Below are 18467 nucleotides of genomic sequence, written 5' to 3' on the forward strand. Positions count from 1 at the left end.
GGGACAGGAACAGGGGTCAGTGCCGCTGAAACTCAAGTGCCCGAGCGGACCGCGCATGCATGGATGCATATCGATGATGGCTGGGTCAAGGAGGTGAGACGCTCAGGGTTTCCAGTGGAGGAAATTGCGATACAGGGCGAGGCCCAGCGCAGCACTTTTTTCAGGGTGGAATTGGGTGGCAAAAATATTATCCCGGGCGATCGCGCAGGTAAAGCGCAGGCCGTAATCGGTCTCGCCGGCACTGTGGCGCGCATCTAACGGCGCGGCATAGAAGCTGTGCACGAAGTAGAACCAGCTCTCATCGGGGATGCCGGCCCACAGCGCATGGGGCTGCGCCTGACGCACGCGGTTCCAGCCCATCTGCGGCACCTTGTAGCGGCTGCCATCCGGCTGCAACTGGCCATCCAGCTGGAAACGCCGCACGCGGCCGGGGATCAAGCCCAGGCCCGGCGTGTCCTGCTCTTCGCTGTGGTCCAGCAGCATCTGCATGCCCACGCAGACGCCCATCAGCGGCTTGCTGACGGCGGCTTCGAGCACCGCTTGCTGGAGGCCGGAATCCTTGAGCTCGCGCATGCAGTCGCGCATGGCGCCCTGCCCCGGCAGCACCACGCGCTCGGCGGCGCGCACGGCCTCGGGCTCGGAGGTGATCACCACCTCCAGCCCGGAGTCCTGCGCCACATGCAGCACGGCCTGCGAAACCGAACGCAGATTGCCCATGCCGTAGTCGACAACCGCAACAGTCCGCTTCATGTCAAAGACTGCCCTTGGTCGAGGGGATCACGCCCAGCGAGCGCGGGTCCAGGGTCAGGGCCATGCGCAGCGCGCGGCCGAAGGCCTTGAAGATGGTTTCACACTGATGGTGGGCGTTATGCCCCTTGAGATTGTCCACATGCAGGGACACCAGGGCATGGTTGACAAAGCCCTGGAAGAATTCAAACGCCAGCTGGGTGTCGAACGCACCAATCGAGCCGGCGGTAAATTTCACATCCATGGCCAGGCCGGGGCGACCCGAGAAATCCACCACCACGCGCGACAGCGCCTCGTCCAGCGGCACATAGCTGTGGCCATAGCGCGTCAGGCCCTTCTTGTCGCCGACCGCCTGGGCCACCGCCAGGCCCAGGGTGATGCCCACGTCTTCCACCGTGTGGTGGCCGTCGATGTGCAAGTCACCCTTGGCTTCGATCTCCAGATCGATCAGGCCATGGCGGGCGATCTGGTCCAGCATGTGGTCGAAGAAGCCAATGCCGGTGTTCAGGCGCGCCTCGCCTGTGCCGTCGAGGTTGACGCGCACGCGGATCTGCGTTTCCTTGGTGTTGCGGCTGACTTCGGCGATGCGCGCCGCGGGTGTGGGGCTCAGGACCAGATCGGTGCTCGTCATGATGATGCTCAGAGACTTTCTTTCAGGGCAGCCAGCATGGCTGTGTTTTCCTCGGCCGTGCCGATGGTGATGCGCAAGCAGTTGGCCAGCAAGGGGTGGGCGCTGGACGCGTTCTTGATCAGCACGCCGCGCGCCTTCATGGCCGCGAACGTGGCCGCCGCGTCCGCCACCCGTGCCAGCAGCATATTGCCCTGGCTGGGGAAGACCTGCACGCCAGGCAGGCTTTGCAGCGCCGCCAGGACCCGCTCACGCTGGGCACGCAGCTCGGCCGCCTGCGCGGCATACACCTCGGCGTGCTCGAGCGCAAAGAGGCCGGCCTCGGCATTGAGCACACCGATATTGAAAGGCGGGCGCAGTTTTTCGATCTGCGCGATCAGCTCGCTGCGGCCCATCAGATAGCCGATGCGCACGCCGGCCAGGCCGAACTTGCTCATGGTGCGCATGACCAGCACATTCGGATGGCGGCGCAGCCAGGCCATGGAGTCGGCAGCGGCAAAGGGCTGGTAGGCCTCGTCCATCACCACCAGGCCGGGTGCGGCGGCGATGATCTGCTCGATCACGGCCCGGTCCCAGAGATTGCCGGTCGGGTTGTTCGGGTAGGCCAGGTAGATCAGCGCTGGCTGGTGCTGCGCAATCGCCGCCAGCATGGCCGGGCCGTCCAGCTCGAAATCTTCCGCGCGCAGTGGCACGCCGACAAAACCCAGGCCCTGGTAACGGGCCGAATGCTCGTACATCACAAAGCTGGGCAGCGGCGTCAGCACGCAAGCGCCCGGCTGGCTGACGGCCATGCTCAGCAAGGTGATCAGCTCATCCGAGCCATTGCCGAGCACGATGTCGCAGCCCTCGGGCATGCCGGCATGGGCGGCCAGGGCCAGGGCCAGCTCGCGGGTGCGCTCGGTCGGATAACGGTTGATCGCCACGGCACCGAGGCGGCGGCCCAGGGCCTCCTGCAGCTCGGCCGGCAGACGAAACGGGTTCTCCATCACGTCCAGCTTGATCAGGCCGGCGCTGCTTTGCACCGGGTAGGCGCTCATCGCGCGCACATCGGGCCGGATGGCGGCCAAGGCCTGCTGCAAAAGATCGGCGGGGGCGTCGCTGGGGCGGTTCATGGTCGTCGTCATTGCAGGGCCTCGGGCGCCATCAGCAAGGGGTTGAGGATCTGCACGCTGTCCAGCTGCAGCTCATGCTTGAGCTCCAGGCTGAGCAAGCGGGTGCAGCCCTGGGCTTTGGCGGCGGCCACGATCAGGGCGTCGGCATAGGGCAGACCGAAACGGCTTTCGATCGACCAGGCGCTTTCCACCGTGGCGTGGTCGATGGCCCAGGGTTGCCAGCGCTGGTAGCGCCGCACCTCGGCCCGCGCATCGCCATTGGGCATGGGCGGCTGGATGCGGGTGGTGACCAGGCGGTAGAAATCGTTGAGCACCTGGGTCGAGAGCCGGCCGCGGCGCTGCTGCCAGAGCAGGCGCAGCACGGCCATGACCTGCTCGCGCGCCTCGGGCTGGGCGCCGTCTTCGCTGAGGATGAGCACCGAGGTGTCGACAAACACCGGCTCGCGGGTGGCCAGCACGGCACTCATGCTGCGTCGCCCCGCTGCGGGTAGGCGGCGCCGTCCGAGGCCCAGCTGCGCTCGCGGTGCAGCCAGTCCTGCATGGCGCGCTCGTAGGCGTCGTCGTGGCGCATCTTCTCGGCCAGCATCTCGCCGACCAGGCGCGAAACGCTGGTGTTGCGCCGCGCAGCCTCGAGCCGTGCCCATTCGGCGACGCTGTCTTCCATGGAGATGGTGACGTTTTTCACGGCTCGCAGAGTAACACGAAGTCCGTGAAACACGAAGTTCGTGTCAAATCGAAAGCAAACAGCGCTCAGACTTTCCAGCCGGACGGTCGAAAACATGAGCTGGACGACCCACGCGACCGAGCCGTCGCGGCCATCGCTGGGTGCCTCAACTGCCATGGAGCTCGCATGTCCCGTTTTGACCTGTCCAGCCTCTCGCTCAAAACCCGCTTCGCCCTGCTGATTGCCGCCAATCTGCTGGCCACCGGCCTGCTGCTCGGCCAGGCCGTGCGCGGGTTCGAACAGCTGCACGAAGACGCGCAGCAGAGCTTTGTGGCCAAGGATGTGGTGGCCGACATCCTGCCGCCCCCCATGTATCTGATCGAGCTTCGGCTGGTGCTGTCCCAGGCAGTGGAACAAACAATCAGCCTACAAATGGCGCAGGCCGAAGTCCAGCGACTGCAAGCAGAGTACGAAGCCCGCGTTCAGCATTGGACCCAGCACCCGCCTCACGGCTTGGAGCGCCAACTCCTGGGGGAACAGCACCGACTGGCGCAGCAGTTGCTCGATCTGGCGCGTGAGCAGGTGCTCAAGCCCTTGATCCGGCAGGACCCGGAGGCCGCCCGCCGCGGTCTGGATCAAGCCCACCAACGCTACCTCGCCCATCGCCAGGCGGTGGACGAAACCGTCAAGACCAGCAACCAGTTCGCCGAGCAGGCCATGCAGCGTTTCGACCGCACCCGCTGGCAAGGCTACCTGGGCATGCTGATCGTCGGAGGCCTGGCCGTGCTCTTGCTCGGGGGCAGCTTGTGGAGCCTGCAACGCTCCATCATGGGCGCCCTGACGCAAGCATCCACCGTGGCCCGCACCGTGGCCGAGGGAGATCTGCGGCAGGAAGCCCTGGAAGAGCGCAGCAACGCCAACGACGCCCACAGCCGCAATGAATTGCGCAAGCTGCGTGGCGATATCGCCAGCATGGTTTTCAAGCTGCGCGAGTTGATCGCGCGAGTGCAGCAGGGCGCAGGTCATATCGACAGCAGCTCCCGCAATATCTCGCAAGCCAATGCAGAGCTCTCGGCGCGTGCCCTGTTGGAAGTACACGACCTGGAGAACGCGGGCACCGCTTTGCAAGCCATGGATGCGCAGGCCAAGGTCGGCGCCAGTTCGGCGGCCGAGGCCAACGAGCGCTCACAACAAGCGGCCAGCTTGGCACGCCAAGGCAGTGCGGACATGCAGGCCGTGGTCGGCGCCATGGACGAAATCGAACAAAGCAGCCGCCGCATTGCAGACATCACCGGCGTGATCGACGGCATTGCCTTCCAAACCAATATCCTGGCCCTCAATGCGGCGGTGGAGGCGGCGCGCGCCGGAGAGGCCGGACGGGGCTTCGCCGTGGTGGCCAGCGAGGTGCGTACGCTGGCCAAGCGCAGCGCAGATGCCGCACTGGAGATCAAGCATCTGATCGCTGGCAGCAGCACCCAAGTCGAGCGCGGCGCAGATGCGGTTCAGCACACGCGCAACACCATCGACGCCATGGTCGAGCAAGTCACCGAAGTCAGCCGCCTGATTCAGGGAAGCAGCCATGAACTGCAGCAACAGCTCGGTTCGATCGCCGAGCTGCAAGACCTACTCGACGGGATCGCCAAACGAATCCGAGAAAACAGCGACATGGTCGATCGAACGGCCAGCGAATCCATCGAACTGCAGAGCGAGGGGGCCTTGCTGCACGAGGCGGCAAAACGCTTCCGTCTCTGAGCCAGGATTCTTCAAGGCTGCATCCACAGCTCCTTGCGCGCCAGCGGCGTCTCGGGCGGCAGCAAGGGGTTGTGCAGCTCCAGCACGCGGCGCCGGCTCAGCACATGGCGGGCCAGGATGGCGCCGTGGTACTGCATGAAGATGCGCTCGAAGCTGCCCTTGGCCAGCAAGCGATTGAGGCCTCGCTCGACCAGGCCGGCCAGGCGCTCGTTGCCGCGGCCGACGAAAAAATACATGGCCGTCGGGTAATGCAGGCAGAGATGGGGGTCGATGGCCAGGCTGTCGGCATGGCTCTCCAGCTCCCAGTCGATCTCCAGAAGCGCCCGCGGAAAGGCCTGGCCGCGCTCCAGGCGCAGCATGTTGAACATGGCGTCGAAGGAGGAGCCGGTCACCACCTGCAAGCCATTGGCCCGCAGGATGGTCGTGTCTGGCCAGTCATGGCCCTGAACCAGGCTGTAGCGGCGCAGATCGGCCAGGCTGCGCACCTCCCGCAGCAGATGCGGCTCCAGCCCGCGCTTGAGCAGCATCAGGCGCCAGCCGTACAGGCCTTTGTAGATCGGGAAGCGGATGGGCAGCAGCTGCCGCTCGCGCTCAATGCTGGTCATGCTCCAGGCGATATCCAGCCCGTCCTGGCCGTTCTGCAGGTCCAGCAAGGCGCGGCTTTGCACCATGACCTGGCGCGTGGGCTCCAGCTCACAGCTGACGCCGCAGGCCTCCAGCGCCAGCTTGAGCAATTGCAGCGGGTACCAGCTGCTGGGGTCGATCTCGCGCATGGGCCGCGGGTAGCGCACGCGCAGCGGCTGCGCGACGCCAAGCGCAGCAGAAGCAGCCCGCGCCACGCCCGGCGCCCAGCCCGCAGCAGGCAAGGCGCTGATCAGCAGCTGACGGCGAGGCAGGCAGGTCAAGGCAGGTGGCTCAGGGTCAGAGCAGACGCGAAACCCCAACTCTGCCACAGCCCGGCCCGCCACCGGCCATGGCTAACCCCGGTTCTGCGCGCAGCGCAGCCCGAAAGTTCAGCCGAAGCAGCGAGCCTCAGGCGCGCAGGCGCAGCTCCGCCGCCCGTGCATGGCCTTGCAAGCCTTCGCCGTAGGCCAGCTCCGCCGCGATCGGGCCCAGCTTCTGCGCACCGGCTTCGCTGACCTCGATCAGGCTGCTGCGCTTCTGGAAGTCGTAGACGCCCAGCGGCGAGGAGAAACGCGCCGTGCCCGAGGTGGGCAAGACGTGGTTCGGCCCTGCGCAATAGTCGCCCAGGGATTCGCTGGTGTAGGCGCCCAGGAAGATGGCACCGGCGTGGCGCAGCAGCGGTTCCCAGCGATGCGGGTCGCGGCTGGACACTTCCAGATGCTCGGGCGCGATGCGGTTGCTGATCTCACAGGCCTCTTCCATCGAGCGCGTCTGGATCAGCGCACCACGGCCTTCCAGCGAGGCACGGATGATGGCCTGGCGCGGCATGGTGGGCAGCAGGCGCTCGATCGCCTCGGCCACCTGGGCGATGTAGACGGCATCGGGGCAGAGCAGGATGCTTTGCGCCAGCTCGTCGTGCTCGGCCTGGCTGAACAAGTCCATGGCCACCCAGTCCGGCGGCGTGGAGCCATCGGCCAGCACCAGGATCTCGCTGGGGCCGGCAATCATGTCGATGCCCACTTGACCGAAGACATGCTTCTTGGCGCTGGCCACATAGGCATTGCCGGGGCCGGTGATCTTGTCCACGCGCGGCACCGTGGCCGTGCCATAGGCCAAGGCCGCCACGGCCTGGGCGCCGCCCAGGGTGAAGGCGCGGTGCACACCGGCCACATAGGCCGCAGCCAGCACCAGCGGGTTCTTCTCGCCGCCGGGCGTGGGCACCACCATGATGATCTCGGGCACGCCGGCCACCTGGGCGGGGATGGCGTTCATCAGCACGCTGCTCGGGTAGGCCGCCTTGCCGCCGGGCACATAGATGCCCACGCGATCGAGCGGCGTGACCTTCTGGCCCAGCAGGCTGCCGTCTTCGTCACGGTAGCTCCAGCTCTCGCCGCAGGCGGCCTTTTGGCGCTCGTGATAGCTGCGCACACGGGCGGCGGCGGCCTCCAGGGCGCTGCGCTGGGCCGGGCTGATGGCCTCGAAGGCCGCCTTCAGCTCCTCGCGGCTCAGCTCCAGCTCAGCCACGGTGGCGGCCTGCAGCCGATCGAAACGGGCGGTGTACTCGAGCACAGCGGCATCGCCGCGCCTGCGCACATCGGCCAGGATCTCGGCGACCCGGCCTTCGATGGCGGCATCGGCCTCGGCCGACCAGTGCAGCACGCGCTGAAACTCGGCTTCGAAATCGGCGCTGGCGGTGTTCAGTTGACGAAGTTGCAGGGACATGGCGTTCGTTCTCACTTCGGAATGGCAGAAGCAAAGGCATCGATCATGCGGCGCAGCGGCTCGCGCTTGAGCTTGAGCGCGGCCTGGTTGACCACCAGGCGGGAGGAGATGTCCATGATCTGTTCGACCTCGACAAGGCGGTTGGCCTTGAGCGTGTTGCCGGTGGAGACCAGGTCGACGATGGCATCGGCCAGGCCGGTCAGCGGCGCCAGCTCCATGGAGCCATAGAGCTTGATCAGGTCCACGTGCACGCCCTTGTCGGCAAAGTGCTGACGGGCAATTTCCGTGTACTTGGTGGCCACGCGGATGCGCGAGCCCTGTTTGACGGCGCGGGCGTAATCGAAGTCATCGCGCACCGCCACACTCATGCGGCAGCGGGCGATGTTCAGGTCCAGCGGCTGGTACATGCCGGCGGCGTTGCCGCCCAGTGCATGGTTGTGCTCGATCAGCACATCGCGGCCGGCCACGCCAAGATCGGCACCGCCGTACTGCACATAGGTGGGCACATCGCTGGCGCGCACCAGCACCACCTGCACCTCGGGGCTGTTGGTGGCCAGGATCAGCTTGCGCGATTTCTCCGGGTCCTCCAGCACGGTGATGCCGGCGGCCTGCAGCAGCGGCAGGGTTTCTTCGAAGATGCGGCCTTTGGAGAGTGCCAGGGTGATCATCATGGGCGTCGGTCCTTGGTGGGTCTGAATCTGGGGATTCAGCGGACGGCCGTGAGATTCACCTGGGTGGGGCGTCTCACCGCCACCCGCATCTCAATCCAGAAGATTTGTTGCGGATGCCGGTTCAGGCGTGATGGTGATGCGATGCCGCCGCCGTGGCAGCATGCTCGGCCGGGGTGTGGGTCTTCATGGACAGCGCGTGGATCTGCTCGCGCATGCGCTCACCCAGGGCCGCGTACACGCGCTGGTGACGGCGGATGCGGCTCAGTCCCTCGAACTCCGAGGACACGATGGTGGCGAAGAAATGCCGCCCGTCGCCTTCGACGTGCAGGTGCTCGCAGGGCAGGCCTGCGGCGATGTATTGCTGGACTTCAGCGGGTGTGGGGTCGGCCATAAGTGCTGGATTCTAGTTTCAAGCGCGGCATGAGCGGTCGTAGCGCGGTTTCAGGAGCGGATCTTGTAGCCGCGCCGCAGCAGTTCCAACGCCAGGCTGGCCACTGCCACGAAGCTGCCGCCGACCACCGCCAGGCTCAGCCAGGGCGAGGCATCACTGACGCCGAAGAAGCCGTGGCGGAAGCCATCGATCATGTAGAAAAACGGGTTCAGATGGCTGACACCCTGCCAGAACGCCGGCAGCGAATGCACCGAATAGAACACGCCCGAGAGGAAGGTCATGGGCATGATGATGAAGTTCTGGAAGCCGGCGAGTTGATCGAACTTCTCGGCCCAAAGCCCGGCGATCAGGCCCAACGTGCCCATCATGCCGGCGCCCAGCAGGGCGAAGACAGCGATCCACAGGGGGTTGGACACGCCCGGCGGCGCAAACCAGAAGGTCACCAGCAGCACGCCCAGGCCCACCACCATGCCGCGCACCATGGAGGCGCCCACATAGGCCACGAACCAGGCCCAGTGCGAGAGTGGGGTCACCAGCAGGAAGACCAGGTTGCCGGTCACCTTGCTCTGGATCAGGCTGGAGGACGAGTTGGCAAACGAGTTCTGCAAGACGCTCATCATCACCAGACCCGGGATCAGGAAGGCCGTGTAGCCGACCGTGCCGTAGACCTTGACGTGATCTTCCAGCACATGGCCGAAGACCAGCAGGTAGAGCACCGCCGTCAGCACCGGCGCGGCCACGGTCTGGAAGCTGACCTTCCAAAAGCGCAGCACCTCTTTGTAGAACAGCGTGCCGGCGCCCTTCAATTGAATACCTCCGCCGCCACTCATGCCGCGCTCCCTTCTTGTTGCATGATTTCCAGGAACACGTCTTCGAGGTCGGCGCGGCCGATCTCCAGGTCTTCGATCGGGCATTGCGCCGCGCGCAGCGTGGCCAGCACGGTTTCGACTTCGGCCGCGTCATGGGCCTTGATCTGCACGATGCGGCCGGTGGTGCGGGCCTGCTCTTGCAGCGAGGCCGGCAGGGCGGCATCGGTCTTGAAACGCAGCATGGTCGAGGCGCGACCTTTGAGCAGGTCCGAGGTGCGGTCCAGCGCCACGATGCGGCCCAGCTTGAGCATGGCCAGGCGGCCGCACAGGGCTTCAGCCTCTTCCAGGTAATGGGTGGTCAGCAGCACCGTGTGGCCTTCGCGGTTGAGGCGGGCGATGAACTGCCACAGGGTCTGACGCAGCTCCACGTCAACGCCAGCGGTGGGCTCATCGAGCACGATCACCGGCGGCCGGTGCACCAGCGCCTGGGCCACCAGCACGCGCCGCTTCATGCCGCCCGAGAGCTGGCGCATGTTGGCGTGGGCCTTGTCGGCCAGGCCGAGGTTTTCCAGCAGCTCGTCGATCCAGGCCTCGTTGTTGCGCACACCGAAATAGCCGCTCTGGATCTTGAGCGCCTCGCGCACGCTGAAGAAGGGGTCGAAGACCAGCTCCTGCGGCACGATGCCCAGGGCCTGGCGCGCCGCGGCGTAATCCGTCACCACGTCATGACCCATGACCTTGACGCTGCCGCCGCTGGCCTGGGCCAGGCCGGCGAGGATGCTGATCAGGCTGGTCTTGCCCGCGCCATTGGGGCCCAGCAGGCCGAAGAACTCGCCCTGGGCGATGTCAAAGGACACCCCGTCCAGCGCGCGCACCTGCCCCCCGCGGTAGGTCTTGGAGACCTTCTGAAATGAAATGGCGGGCACCGAGGGCCCGCCATATGACGACGCTGAAGACACTGTTGGCTGCATCCGCGCATTGTAGGAAGCAAGACCCGCCCCCGCTGGCCCAGGGTTTTCAGCAGGCAAACGGTGCCATTTGTAGCCAAACTCTAGAGCGGCCCCGCTGCTTGATGCCAGAATCAGCCAAAGCAGGAGACAACCTTTACATGGCCACAAAAAAGCCGCCACGCCGGACCGCCGAGCGCATCCTCGAAGTCACGCTGGACCTGTTCAACCGCTTTGGTGAGCCCAATGTCTCGACCACGCTGATCTCCGCCGAGCTGGGCATCAGCCCCGGCAACCTCTACTACCACTATCCGGCCAAGGACGAACTGATCAATGCGCTCTTCAACCGCTACGAGCGGGAGCTGGGCGACTTGCTGGTGGCGGCCGAGAATGTGCGCAATGTGGAGGACGCCTGGCTGTTCTTCCACATGCTCTACGAGCTGATCTGGAAGCACCGCTTTCTCTACCGCGATCTGAACGATCTGCTGTCCAAGAACCGCCGCCTGGAGATGCATTTCCAGAACGTGCTGACGCAGAAGAACCAGGCCATGCGCGCGGTGCTGGCCGGCTTGCAAAAGGGCGGCGCGCTGGAGATGGCGCTGCGCGAGGCCGGGCCGACCGCCAACTCCATGGTCGTGCTGCTCAGCTACTGGCTCAGTTTCGAGTACGTGCGCGACCCGCGCCACGCCCTGGAGCCCGAGCAGGCCGGTGCCGCCCTGATGCGCGGCGCCTTCCATGTGCTGAGCCTGCTGCTGCCTTATCTGGAGCCAGCCTCCAAGGATCACCTCTTCGCCCTTGCCAACCAGTACCAAACCTGAAGGACGCCGCACCATGGCCAAGTGGACCGCTTTCCCCCATGACAACAGCGCTTTCCAGTACAGCGCCGCCAGCCTGAAGAAGCACTGGGCCCGCCTGCATGCTGGCGACGCCGAGCCCTGGCCCAAGGACGCGGCCGTGGTCGAGGCCTGGATCCACTTCCACGCCGGCGACTTCCAGAAAGCCTACGAGGCCGGCCTGGCCGCCGGCGGCGCCGGCATCACGGTGGCCAACAAGGCTCAGGCCATCTACGCCAACTACCTGGAAAAGAAAGAGAAGACCAAGCTCGAGATGTTCCTGGAAGTGGCTGAGCGCGCCGACGCCCAGCAGCAGGAAGAGCCCAAGAACCCCGCCGCCTACTACTGGCAGGCCTATGCCATCGGCCGCTACGGCCAGGGCATCAGCGTGGCCAAGGCCCTGGCCCAAGGCCTGGGCAGCAAGGTCAAGAACGCGCTCGAGAAAACCATCGAGCTGGCGCCCAAACATGCCGACGCCCACATCGCCCTGGGCGCCTTCCATGCCGAGGTGATCGACAAGGTCGGCAAGCTGCTGGGCAAGACCCAGGGCGCGGACACTGCCACCGGCCTGAAGATGTTCGAGCAGGCGATCAAGCTCAACCCCAGCAGCGCGATCGCCATGATCGAGCGGGCCAACGGCCTTGTCATGCTGGAAGGCGACAAGCGCATGAAAGAGGCCGAAAGCCTCTATGCCGACGCCGCCGCCTGCGAGCCCATGGACGCCATGGAATGCCTGGACGTCGAAATGGCGCGAGAAGAGCTGGAAGACTGATCGGCTGTGTGACAGGGCTTGAAAACAGCGCGGCCAAAGCCCGGAAAAGCGTGCACAAACGCACGTTTTCAATTGGATGGAAAGCCGCCTCCCCCCGCACTCGCGGATGGATTTTCACCAGCAGGCTGGCTAAGCTGTGACACCTGAGGCGGACACCTTCGAGCCAGCCGCTTGACCGAGCCCGCGGACTTCACCTCACCCCGACACGAAAAGGTTGATCCACCATGAAGCGCACCCTGATTGCCCTCGCCCTCGCCCCGCTGGCCGCGGCCTCCTGGGCCCAAACCCCCGAAGCCACCGCCCTGCGCGTGGAATGCGCCGCCAAGTACCAGTCCAGCATCGAGCCCGCCCAGGCCGCCGCTGAGTACCAATTCGTCTACCGCAAGGGCGAGTACCGCGGCGAGAAGCAAGGCAACAAGACCATCGGCTGCACCGAGAAGCAGTACAACGCCTACTTGGCCAGCGTGGACCCCACCCGCGTGATGAACGCCTACCCGACCGCCGCCGGCCGCCCCAACATCAAGCCGAACCTGAAGCCCAACCTGGCCGACCAAGTCGACAAGAAGTGATCCAAGCGCCCTGCATGGGGCGCTCGTGATTCAGCAGCAAAAGGCGCGCAGCTCCCAAGGGGGCTTGCGCGCTTTTTTCTTGGTGGGCGGGCGGCGGTGATCGGCACGAAGCAGCCTTTGGTTTGGCTCGTGAGGCCCTGCAGCCCGCGCCGCCACCGGGCTCATGGTTCCGGGGCCGGCCCTGCAGGGCCGACTTCCCTGCGCTGCTCGCACCTCGGGGCTGGCGCATAACTCACTTCGCTCCCTGCGTTCGCTTCGTTCAGACAGAAGCGCCAAGTCAGAACTTGAAGCGCACGGGTACGTGCGCGCCCCGAGGCGCTGTGCTGCTCGGCCCTGCACAAATCGCCCGGCAGCGGCACGGGCTGCAGGGCGCTTGCATCGCGGTCGATGTGCCTCATCAACCGTGGAGCACGCCACCTCCGGAGGTGGCTCGGCCCGCCGCCGGGCGATTTGTGCGCGGCCGAGGGCGCAGCGGAGCGGCTCAGGCGCGCGCCGAAGTTTGCTTCAAGCGCGCTTCAAGCGCTGACTCGGCGCCACTGTTTGACCACAGTGAGCGCAGCGAACGGAGGGAGTTTGGCGCCGCTGAGCCGCGCAGTGAGCACCGAGGGCAGTCGGCTCACAGAGCCGACCCGCGAACCATGAGCCCGGCGGCGGGCCGAGCCACCGCAGCGAAAAGGATCAGCACAACGAAAGTTTGTCTTGCGCCGCTTCCAGACCCAGGCTCAGATTTACAAATCCGCGCCCTCTTCACCCCAGGGCAGCATCAAGGCCAGCACCAGGAGCTTGTCGAACTCGGGGGCGAATTGCTCAATGATGCCTTCGGGGTCCGGGCACAAGGTGCTGTCGGTGATCAGGCCGAATTGCACGCGGCCGGCGTAGGTCAGGATGCTGACGCCCACGCCGATGTCGCCGGACTGCGGCACCCAGAACATCACCCGCTCCACGGTCGAGCCGCAGAAATGCAGGGACTCCGCCGGGCCGGGCACATTGGTCATCACCGCCGTCGCCTTTTTAGCGAAGACATTGAGCATGGCCTGTTGCACCGGCTTGATCAGCAAGCCGGCCACCGAGAGCAGGCCAAAGGCCAGTACCGGCTGGAAGCTGCCTTTCAAATCCTGCATGCGCGAGCGCACGGCGTAGAGGCGCTCGACCGGGTTCTCGATGCCGATGGGCAACACCAGCGGCACCAGGCCAAAGCGATTGCCCAGCTGGTAAGCCTTTTCCATCGGCCGCAGATTGACCGGCACCATGGCGCGGATCTCCTTGCCCGCCACATCCTCGCCCTTGGCCTGCAGATAACGCCCAATCGCACCGGCCACACAGCTGAGCAGCACATCGTTGATCGAGCAGTTCAGCGCCTTGCCCACGGCCTTGACGGCATCGAGCGGCAGGCCATCGTCCCAGGCGACGCGCTTTTGCGTGCCCGGCTTGCCCTTGAGCTGGGTCGGCGAATCGTCCGACATCAGGGCAAAGGCCGCCACATCGCTGACCGCCTGATAACCCATGCGCGCCATGTCCATGGAGCTGTCGAGCGGATGGTGAGGCTGCATCAGCGTGTCCACCGACTTGGCCATGCCCGCGCCGGCCACACGGATGGCCTTGATGGTCATGGCGCTGATGGGCTTGAGCAAGGCATCGGTCAGCCAGTCCTGGTCATCGCGGGGCTGCTGCAGGCGCTTCGGCGGCGCTTTGCCGCCATCGGTGATGGACAGCATCACGGCGATCAGGGCGATGCCATCGCCGATGCAATGGTGGATGCGGGCGACCAGGGCGCTGCTGCCATCGCCCATGTCCTCGATCAGCTGGAACTGCCAGAGCGGATGGGCCGGGTTCAGCGGCTCGGCCGCCAGTTCACCGACGCGCTCCTTGAGGCAATCCTGCCGGCTCTGGCCGCGCCGGGGCAGCAGCTCTTCGGCCTGCACATGGTGAGTGATGTCGAAGTCATCGTCTTCCACCCATTGCGCACCCATGGCGTCTTCCACCACCTTTTGACGGAAGCGCCCGTACTGCAGCAGCCGCGCCTCGACGCGTTCGCGCAAGGCCGCCAGGCTGATACCGGGGCGGATGATCCAGACCCCGACGATCATCATCAGGTTGGACTCCGTGTCCATGCGCAACCAGGCGGTGTCGACCTTGGACATGCGTTCCGTCACAGTGGCCAATGCAGTCTCCTTGAGGAATTAGAGTGTCTTGTCCAGACAATGCTGGGTAACATCGTTGGCGTCCATCCCGATTGTTACCAGTTCAGTCGGCACTCACCGCCATCTAGGAGACACCATGAGCCTGAAAGACCAATTCGAAGCCGCTGTGGCCGAGTCCAAGAACCTGCCCGAGCGTCCTGACAACATGACCCTGCTGAAGCTCTATGCGCTCTACAAGCAAGGCAGCAGCGGCGATGTGGACGGCAGCCGCCCGGGCTTCACCGATATGGTCGGCCGCGCCAAATGGGACGCCTGGAACGAGCTCAAGGGCACCAGCAGCGATGAAGCGATGCAAAGCTACATCGACCTGATCGAATCGCTGAAGTGATCGAGACAGACCCCGGGCCTGCGTGATGCGGGCTCGGCGCCTTGCTCAAGCCGGCTTCACGCCGGCTTTTTCTTGCCCGCCGTTTTTTTCCCGCCGCCCGCCTCTCCCGCCAGCAGGCCGTCGAGCTCCTTCTGGATCTCGCCCTCGATGGTGGATTTGAAGGCGCCCAGCAGCAGGCCCAGCTTGGCGTGCAGCTCGAAATGATCGGCGGTGACGATCAGCTCGCCCTTGACGCCCGAGCGCGTGAACTCGACGGTGTCGCTGGTCTTGCCTTCCAGCACCGTGCACTCCATGTCGAACTTTTCTTCGACCTGCTCGGCCCAGGCCCAGGCGATCTCGCGGGCACGCTTGAGCCCGAGGGCATGGTCACGGTGGATGCGGATGTCGGCCATGGTGTGTACTTTCTCTTTCTTTCTCACTCTGCAGAATTCTTGAGCTCTTGCAGGCGCATTCTGCGCTGCTCCGGCGGCAACTCGGCCAGGGCTTTCACGGCCGTGTAAAAGCGCGGCCAGTCGCCACCTTCGCGATCCAGCAAGGCTTCGAATTGCGGCGCCAGCTCGGTGTAGGCCGAGAGCAGGGCAAAGCTCGCGTTGTTGGCGCGCGCAAACCAGGCGTCATAGCCGCTGTCACCGCCCCACTGCGCCGCCTTGAGCTGCGCATGCTCGGCCCGCATCTCGGCCAACAGCTGCGCCTTGGCCGCACGCTTGGCCTCCACATCCATCGGCTGGACATACAGCGCTTCCAGCCGCTCGCGGTATCGCTGAGTCAGGGCGCGGAACTGCACACGCTGCGACTGCCGTGCCAGATAGCGCTCGCGCTCGGCCGCGCTGCCCTGAGCCTGCAACCAGGCCAGGGCGCCACGCCGCTCCACTGCGGTGGCAAAAGACTCGTTGAACTGCGTGTCATCGGCCGCGTACACGACCTGATGGGACAGCTCATGGAAGATCAGCCCGGCCAGCTCCGCCTCGGGCTGGTTCATGAAGGTGTTGAGCAGCGGGTCGCCGCCCAGCAGCCGGCTCCAGCCCAGGGTCGAGTAGGCGGGTACGCCGTAGACCATGACCTCATAGCCCTCGGCGCGCAGCTCGGCGGCATAAGCCTCGGCCTCGGCCTGGTTGAAGTAACCGCGATAGCCCACGCAACCCATGATGGGAAAGCACCAGGTCTTGAGTGTCAGGCTCAGCTCGGGCGCAGCCACCACATTCCAGACCGCGGCCGAGCGGCCCAGGTCGGCGTAGCGGCGGTAGCTGTTGTTGTCCGGCAGGTGCAGCTGCTGCACTGCGAAGTCGCGCATGCGCTGGCTCTGTTGCAGGCGCTCGCGCAGGGCGGGCTTGAGCGCCGGGTCGGCCAGCCACTCGTCCACCGGCTTGGCGGCAGAGACCAGGCGCAGATGGCCGCCGACCGACTGGCCCAAATAGCCGATCTGCGCGCAGCCGCCCAGCGAGGCGAGCAAGCCCGCAGCCGCAGCCGCCAGCAAGGCCCAGCGCCAGCGCTTCTTCTTCATCGCCTTCTTCTTCAGCACCTCAGGCGGCCTTGACCTCGACCAGGCAGTCGTAAAAACTCGGCGCCCGGCCCATGTCCGTCAGCCGCTGGTGCGTCACCTCGTTGACATTGCTGCCACCGGCGCCCAGCTTGCGCCACCACACGCCCAGGCCGTTGACCACACCGGGCCGGGCGCGCGGGCTGATACGGGCACGGCACAGATAACTACCCCGGTCATTGAACACCCGAACCATGGCGCCGTCCTGCAGGCCGCGGGCCGCAGCGTCTTCAGCATGCAGCTCGACCAGAGGCTCGCCCTCAATGTCACGCAAGCTCTTGACGTTGACGAAGCTGGAGTTGAGGAAGTTGCGTGCCGGCGGCGAGATCATGGCCAGCGGGTAGCGCGCGGCCAGCTCGGGGCTGGAGCGGCGGCTTTCGTAATTGGCCACGAAGTCCGCGCCGGCCGCCTGCGCCCGGCCGTTGGGCGTGGGGAAGCGCCCTTCAGCAAACGGCGCCTCCTTCAGCGGCAGGCTTTGCCAGCCCTGGGCGCGCAAGGCTTCGAAATCGATCTCGGCCGTGAAGGCCTGGCGGGCCAGCTGCTCGTCGCTCTCGCGGAAGCACTCATCTTCGAAGCCCATGGCCGCGGCCAGCTCGCGGAAGATCTGGGTGTTGGGCTTGGCCTCGCCGATGGGCGCAATCGCCGGCTCGTTGATCAGCACATCGGTGTGGCCGTAGCTGGTGTGCACATCCAGATGTTCCAGCTGCGTGGTGGCCGGCAGCACATAGTCAGCCAGGTCGGCCGTGTCGGTCATGAAATGCTCGAGCACCACGGTGAAAAGGTCCTCGCGCTGGAAGCCCTTCACCACCTTGGGCGACTCGGGCGCCACCGCCACCGGGTTGCTGTTGTAGACGATCAGCGCTTCGATCTTGGGGCCGAACTCGGGCGAGGCCTCGCGCAGCAGATCGTCGCCAATGGTGCTCATATTGGTCAGGCGCGGCTGGCGGCCAGCCAGCAACTCGGGCCGCTCCAGCGCGGCCATGTTCTTGAAAGGCGCAAACCAGCCCGAGCTGGACAGCAGCAGGCCGCCGGCGCGCGAACGCCAGGCGCCGGTCAGGCAAGGCAGCAGAGCCACCAGGCGCACCGCATTGCCGCCGCCACGCACGCGCTGCATGCCGTAGTTGAGGCGGATGGCCGCCGGCTTCGTTTGCGCGTAGTCGCGCGCCAGGCCGCGCACCTCCTCGGCCGTGATGCCGCAGACCTCGGCCACCGCCTCGGGCGGCCAGTTCAGCGCTCGGGCCTTCAGCTCCTCCCAGCCATCGACATGGCGGGCGATGTAGTCGTGGTCCAGCCAGTCGTGAACGATCAGCTCATGCATCAGGCCCAGGGCCAGGGCGCCGTCGGTGCCGGGCAGCAGGGCGATGTGCTGGTGGCATTTGTCGGCAGTCTCGGTCTTGCGCGGGTCGATGCAGATCAGCTTGGCACCCTCGCGCTTGGCCTTGTTCGCGTAGGTCCAGAAATGCAGATTGGAGGCGATCGAGTTGCTGCCCCAGATCAGGATCAGGCGGCTCTCGGCGAAGTAAGGCAGGTGCATACCGACCCGGTGGCCGTAGGTCGCCGTCAGCGCCGCCGCGCCGGCCGAGGCGCAGATGGTGCGATCCAACTGCGAAGCGCCCAGCTTGTTGAAAAAGCGCGCCGACATGCCCTCGCCCTGCAGCAGGCCCATGGTGCCCGCGTAGCTGTAGGGCAGTATGGCCTGCGGGTCGCGCGCGGCGATGGTCTTCAGCCGCGCCGAGATATCGGCCAGGGCCTCGGCCCAGCTGACCGGCTCAAAGCGCGGCGCCTCGTCCTTGCGGCTGACCCGCTTGAGCGGCTGCAGCAGCCGCTCCTCGTGATAGGTGCGCTCGGCATAGCGCGAGACCTTGGTGCACAGCGCCCCGTGCGTGCTCGGGTGGTCCGCCGCACCCTGGATCTTGATCACCCGGCCCTGATCGACCGTGATGCGCAAAGCGCAGGTGTCGGGGCAGTCGTGCGGGCAGGCGCCCTTGACGATGTGGGGCGAGGCGCGGTCCGGCAGGGAGGTGGGGGCGAGAAGGTCTTGCATGGCGAGACTATTGCACAGCTGCCCGGGGGGCCGGGCACGCAGCGCACATTGTGGCCCCGGTACGCCCGGGTTCAATCGGACCGCCCAAAATCACCGCGGCCGGCCGCCCCCAGGTC

At 65.9% G+C, this 18467-nt stretch carries 20 protein-coding genes; 5 read left to right on the forward strand and 15 right to left on the reverse strand.

What is annotated here, in order from left to right:
* Positions 1-102: 102 nt before the first annotated feature.
* The 5 genes from hisH to C1O66_RS24085 are packed head-to-tail and all read right to left on the reverse strand — an operon-like array spanning position 103 to position 3172.
* Positions 103-750, reverse strand: a complete 648-nt coding sequence (gene hisH, locus C1O66_RS11460) for an imidazole glycerol phosphate synthase subunit HisH (protein WP_102767995.1) — start codon at positions 748-750, stop codon at positions 103-105.
* Between the two features lies 1 nt (position 751).
* Positions 752-1378: an imidazoleglycerol-phosphate dehydratase HisB gene (hisB, locus tag C1O66_RS11465; RefSeq protein ID WP_102767996.1), complete on the reverse strand. Its 627-nt coding sequence runs from the start codon at positions 1376-1378 to the stop codon at positions 752-754.
* 8 nt (positions 1379-1386) lie between these two features.
* Complete coding sequence (hisC, locus tag C1O66_RS11470) at positions 1387-2487, reverse strand: histidinol-phosphate transaminase (protein WP_102767997.1); 1101 nt, start codon at positions 2485-2487, stop codon at positions 1387-1389.
* Positions 2488-2495: 8 nt separating this feature from the next.
* Positions 2496-2954: a PIN domain-containing protein gene (locus tag C1O66_RS11475; RefSeq protein ID WP_207795938.1), complete on the reverse strand. Its 459-nt coding sequence runs from the start codon at positions 2952-2954 to the stop codon at positions 2496-2498.
* Positions 2951-3172 (reverse strand): CopG family transcriptional regulator, encoded by a 222-nt coding sequence (locus tag C1O66_RS24085; RefSeq protein ID WP_171827544.1) that lies wholly within the window; start codon positions 3170-3172, stop codon positions 2951-2953. The genes C1O66_RS11475 and C1O66_RS24085 overlap by 4 nt, the downstream gene beginning before the upstream one ends.
* Before the next feature lie 165 nt (positions 3173-3337).
* On the opposite strand from C1O66_RS24085, the gene C1O66_RS11480 reads away from it, so the two are divergent.
* On the forward strand, positions 3338-4903 hold the full coding sequence (locus C1O66_RS11480) for a methyl-accepting chemotaxis protein (RefSeq protein WP_102767998.1): 1566 nt from the start codon (positions 3338-3340) through the stop codon (positions 4901-4903).
* A gap of 11 nt (positions 4904-4914) precedes the next feature.
* On the opposite strand, the gene C1O66_RS11485 is transcribed toward C1O66_RS11480, so the two are convergent.
* The 6 genes from C1O66_RS11485 to C1O66_RS11510 all read right to left on the reverse strand — a co-directional run bounded on the left by C1O66_RS11485 (position 4915) and on the right by C1O66_RS11510 (position 10046).
* Positions 4915-5808: a substrate-binding periplasmic protein gene (locus C1O66_RS11485; RefSeq protein ID WP_207795939.1), complete on the reverse strand. Its 894-nt coding sequence runs from the start codon at positions 5806-5808 to the stop codon at positions 4915-4917.
* A 127-nt stretch (positions 5809-5935) separates the two neighbouring features.
* The gene (gene hisD, locus C1O66_RS11490) at positions 5936-7249 is read right to left on the reverse strand and encodes a histidinol dehydrogenase (RefSeq protein WP_102767999.1); all 1314 of its coding nucleotides are present in this window, start codon (positions 7247-7249) and stop codon (positions 5936-5938) included.
* An 11-nt stretch (positions 7250-7260) separates the two neighbouring features.
* Positions 7261-7917: an ATP phosphoribosyltransferase gene (gene hisG, locus C1O66_RS11495; protein ID WP_102769610.1), complete on the reverse strand. Its 657-nt coding sequence runs from the start codon at positions 7915-7917 to the stop codon at positions 7261-7263.
* A gap of 124 nt (positions 7918-8041) precedes the next feature.
* Positions 8042-8311 (reverse strand): BolA family protein, encoded by a 270-nt coding sequence (locus tag C1O66_RS11500; protein ID WP_102768000.1) that lies wholly within the window; start codon positions 8309-8311, stop codon positions 8042-8044.
* A 50-nt stretch (positions 8312-8361) separates the two neighbouring features.
* Positions 8362-9141 carry an ABC transporter permease gene (locus C1O66_RS11505; RefSeq protein ID WP_207795940.1) on the reverse strand — a complete coding sequence of 260 codons (780 nt, stop codon included), beginning with the start codon at positions 9139-9141 and terminating at the stop codon, positions 8362-8364.
* Complete coding sequence (locus tag C1O66_RS11510; protein ID WP_102768002.1) at positions 9138-10046, reverse strand: ABC transporter ATP-binding protein; 909 nt, start codon at positions 10044-10046, stop codon at positions 9138-9140. Before C1O66_RS11510 ends, C1O66_RS11505 begins: the two co-directional genes overlap by 4 nt.
* Before the next feature lie 182 nt (positions 10047-10228).
* Here C1O66_RS11510 and C1O66_RS11515 point away from each other — a divergent pair, with 182 nt between their 5' ends.
* From C1O66_RS11515 to C1O66_RS11525, 3 genes are all read left to right on the forward strand, one after another.
* A complete protein-coding gene (locus C1O66_RS11515; RefSeq protein ID WP_102768003.1) occupies positions 10229-10885 on the forward strand; it encodes a TetR/AcrR family transcriptional regulator in 657 nt (218 codons plus the stop codon).
* Between the two features lie 13 nt (positions 10886-10898).
* On the forward strand, positions 10899-11672 hold the full coding sequence (locus C1O66_RS11520; protein ID WP_102768004.1) for a tetratricopeptide repeat protein: 774 nt from the start codon (positions 10899-10901) through the stop codon (positions 11670-11672).
* 224 nt (positions 11673-11896) lie between these two features.
* Complete coding sequence (locus C1O66_RS11525; RefSeq protein ID WP_102768005.1) at positions 11897-12241, forward strand: hypothetical protein; 345 nt, start codon at positions 11897-11899, stop codon at positions 12239-12241.
* Between the two features lie 728 nt (positions 12242-12969).
* On the opposite strand, the gene C1O66_RS11530 is transcribed toward C1O66_RS11525, so the two are convergent.
* Positions 12970-14382, reverse strand: a complete 1413-nt coding sequence (locus C1O66_RS11530) for a wax ester/triacylglycerol synthase family O-acyltransferase (RefSeq protein ID WP_102768006.1) — start codon at positions 14380-14382, stop codon at positions 12970-12972.
* 136 nt (positions 14383-14518) lie between these two features.
* Here C1O66_RS11530 and C1O66_RS11535 point away from each other — a divergent pair, with 136 nt between their 5' ends.
* Positions 14519-14770, forward strand: a complete 252-nt coding sequence (locus C1O66_RS11535) for an acyl-CoA-binding protein (RefSeq protein ID WP_102768007.1) — start codon at positions 14519-14521, stop codon at positions 14768-14770.
* Positions 14771-14826: 56 nt separating this feature from the next.
* On the opposite strand, the gene C1O66_RS11540 is transcribed toward C1O66_RS11535, so the two are convergent.
* The 3 genes from C1O66_RS11540 to C1O66_RS11550 are packed head-to-tail and all read right to left on the reverse strand — an operon-like array spanning position 14827 to position 18351.
* Positions 14827-15162, reverse strand: coding sequence for a polyhydroxyalkanoic acid system family protein (locus C1O66_RS11540; RefSeq protein ID WP_102768008.1), 336 nt, complete (start codon positions 15160-15162; stop codon positions 14827-14829).
* Positions 15163-15185: 23 nt separating this feature from the next.
* Entirely contained in the window at positions 15186-16271 is a 1086-nt protein-coding gene (locus C1O66_RS11545; protein WP_102769611.1) for an aminopeptidase, read from the reverse strand.
* Between the two features lie 19 nt (positions 16272-16290).
* Positions 16291-18351: a molybdopterin-containing oxidoreductase family protein gene (locus tag C1O66_RS11550; protein WP_102768009.1), complete on the reverse strand. Its 2061-nt coding sequence runs from the start codon at positions 18349-18351 to the stop codon at positions 16291-16293.
* Between the last annotated feature and the right edge of the window lie 116 nt (positions 18352-18467).

Origin of the sequence: Paucibacter aquatile (assembly GCF_002885975.1) — a bacterium.
Taxonomy (GTDB): domain Bacteria; phylum Pseudomonadota; class Gammaproteobacteria; order Burkholderiales; family Burkholderiaceae_C; genus Paucibacter_A; species Paucibacter_A aquatilis.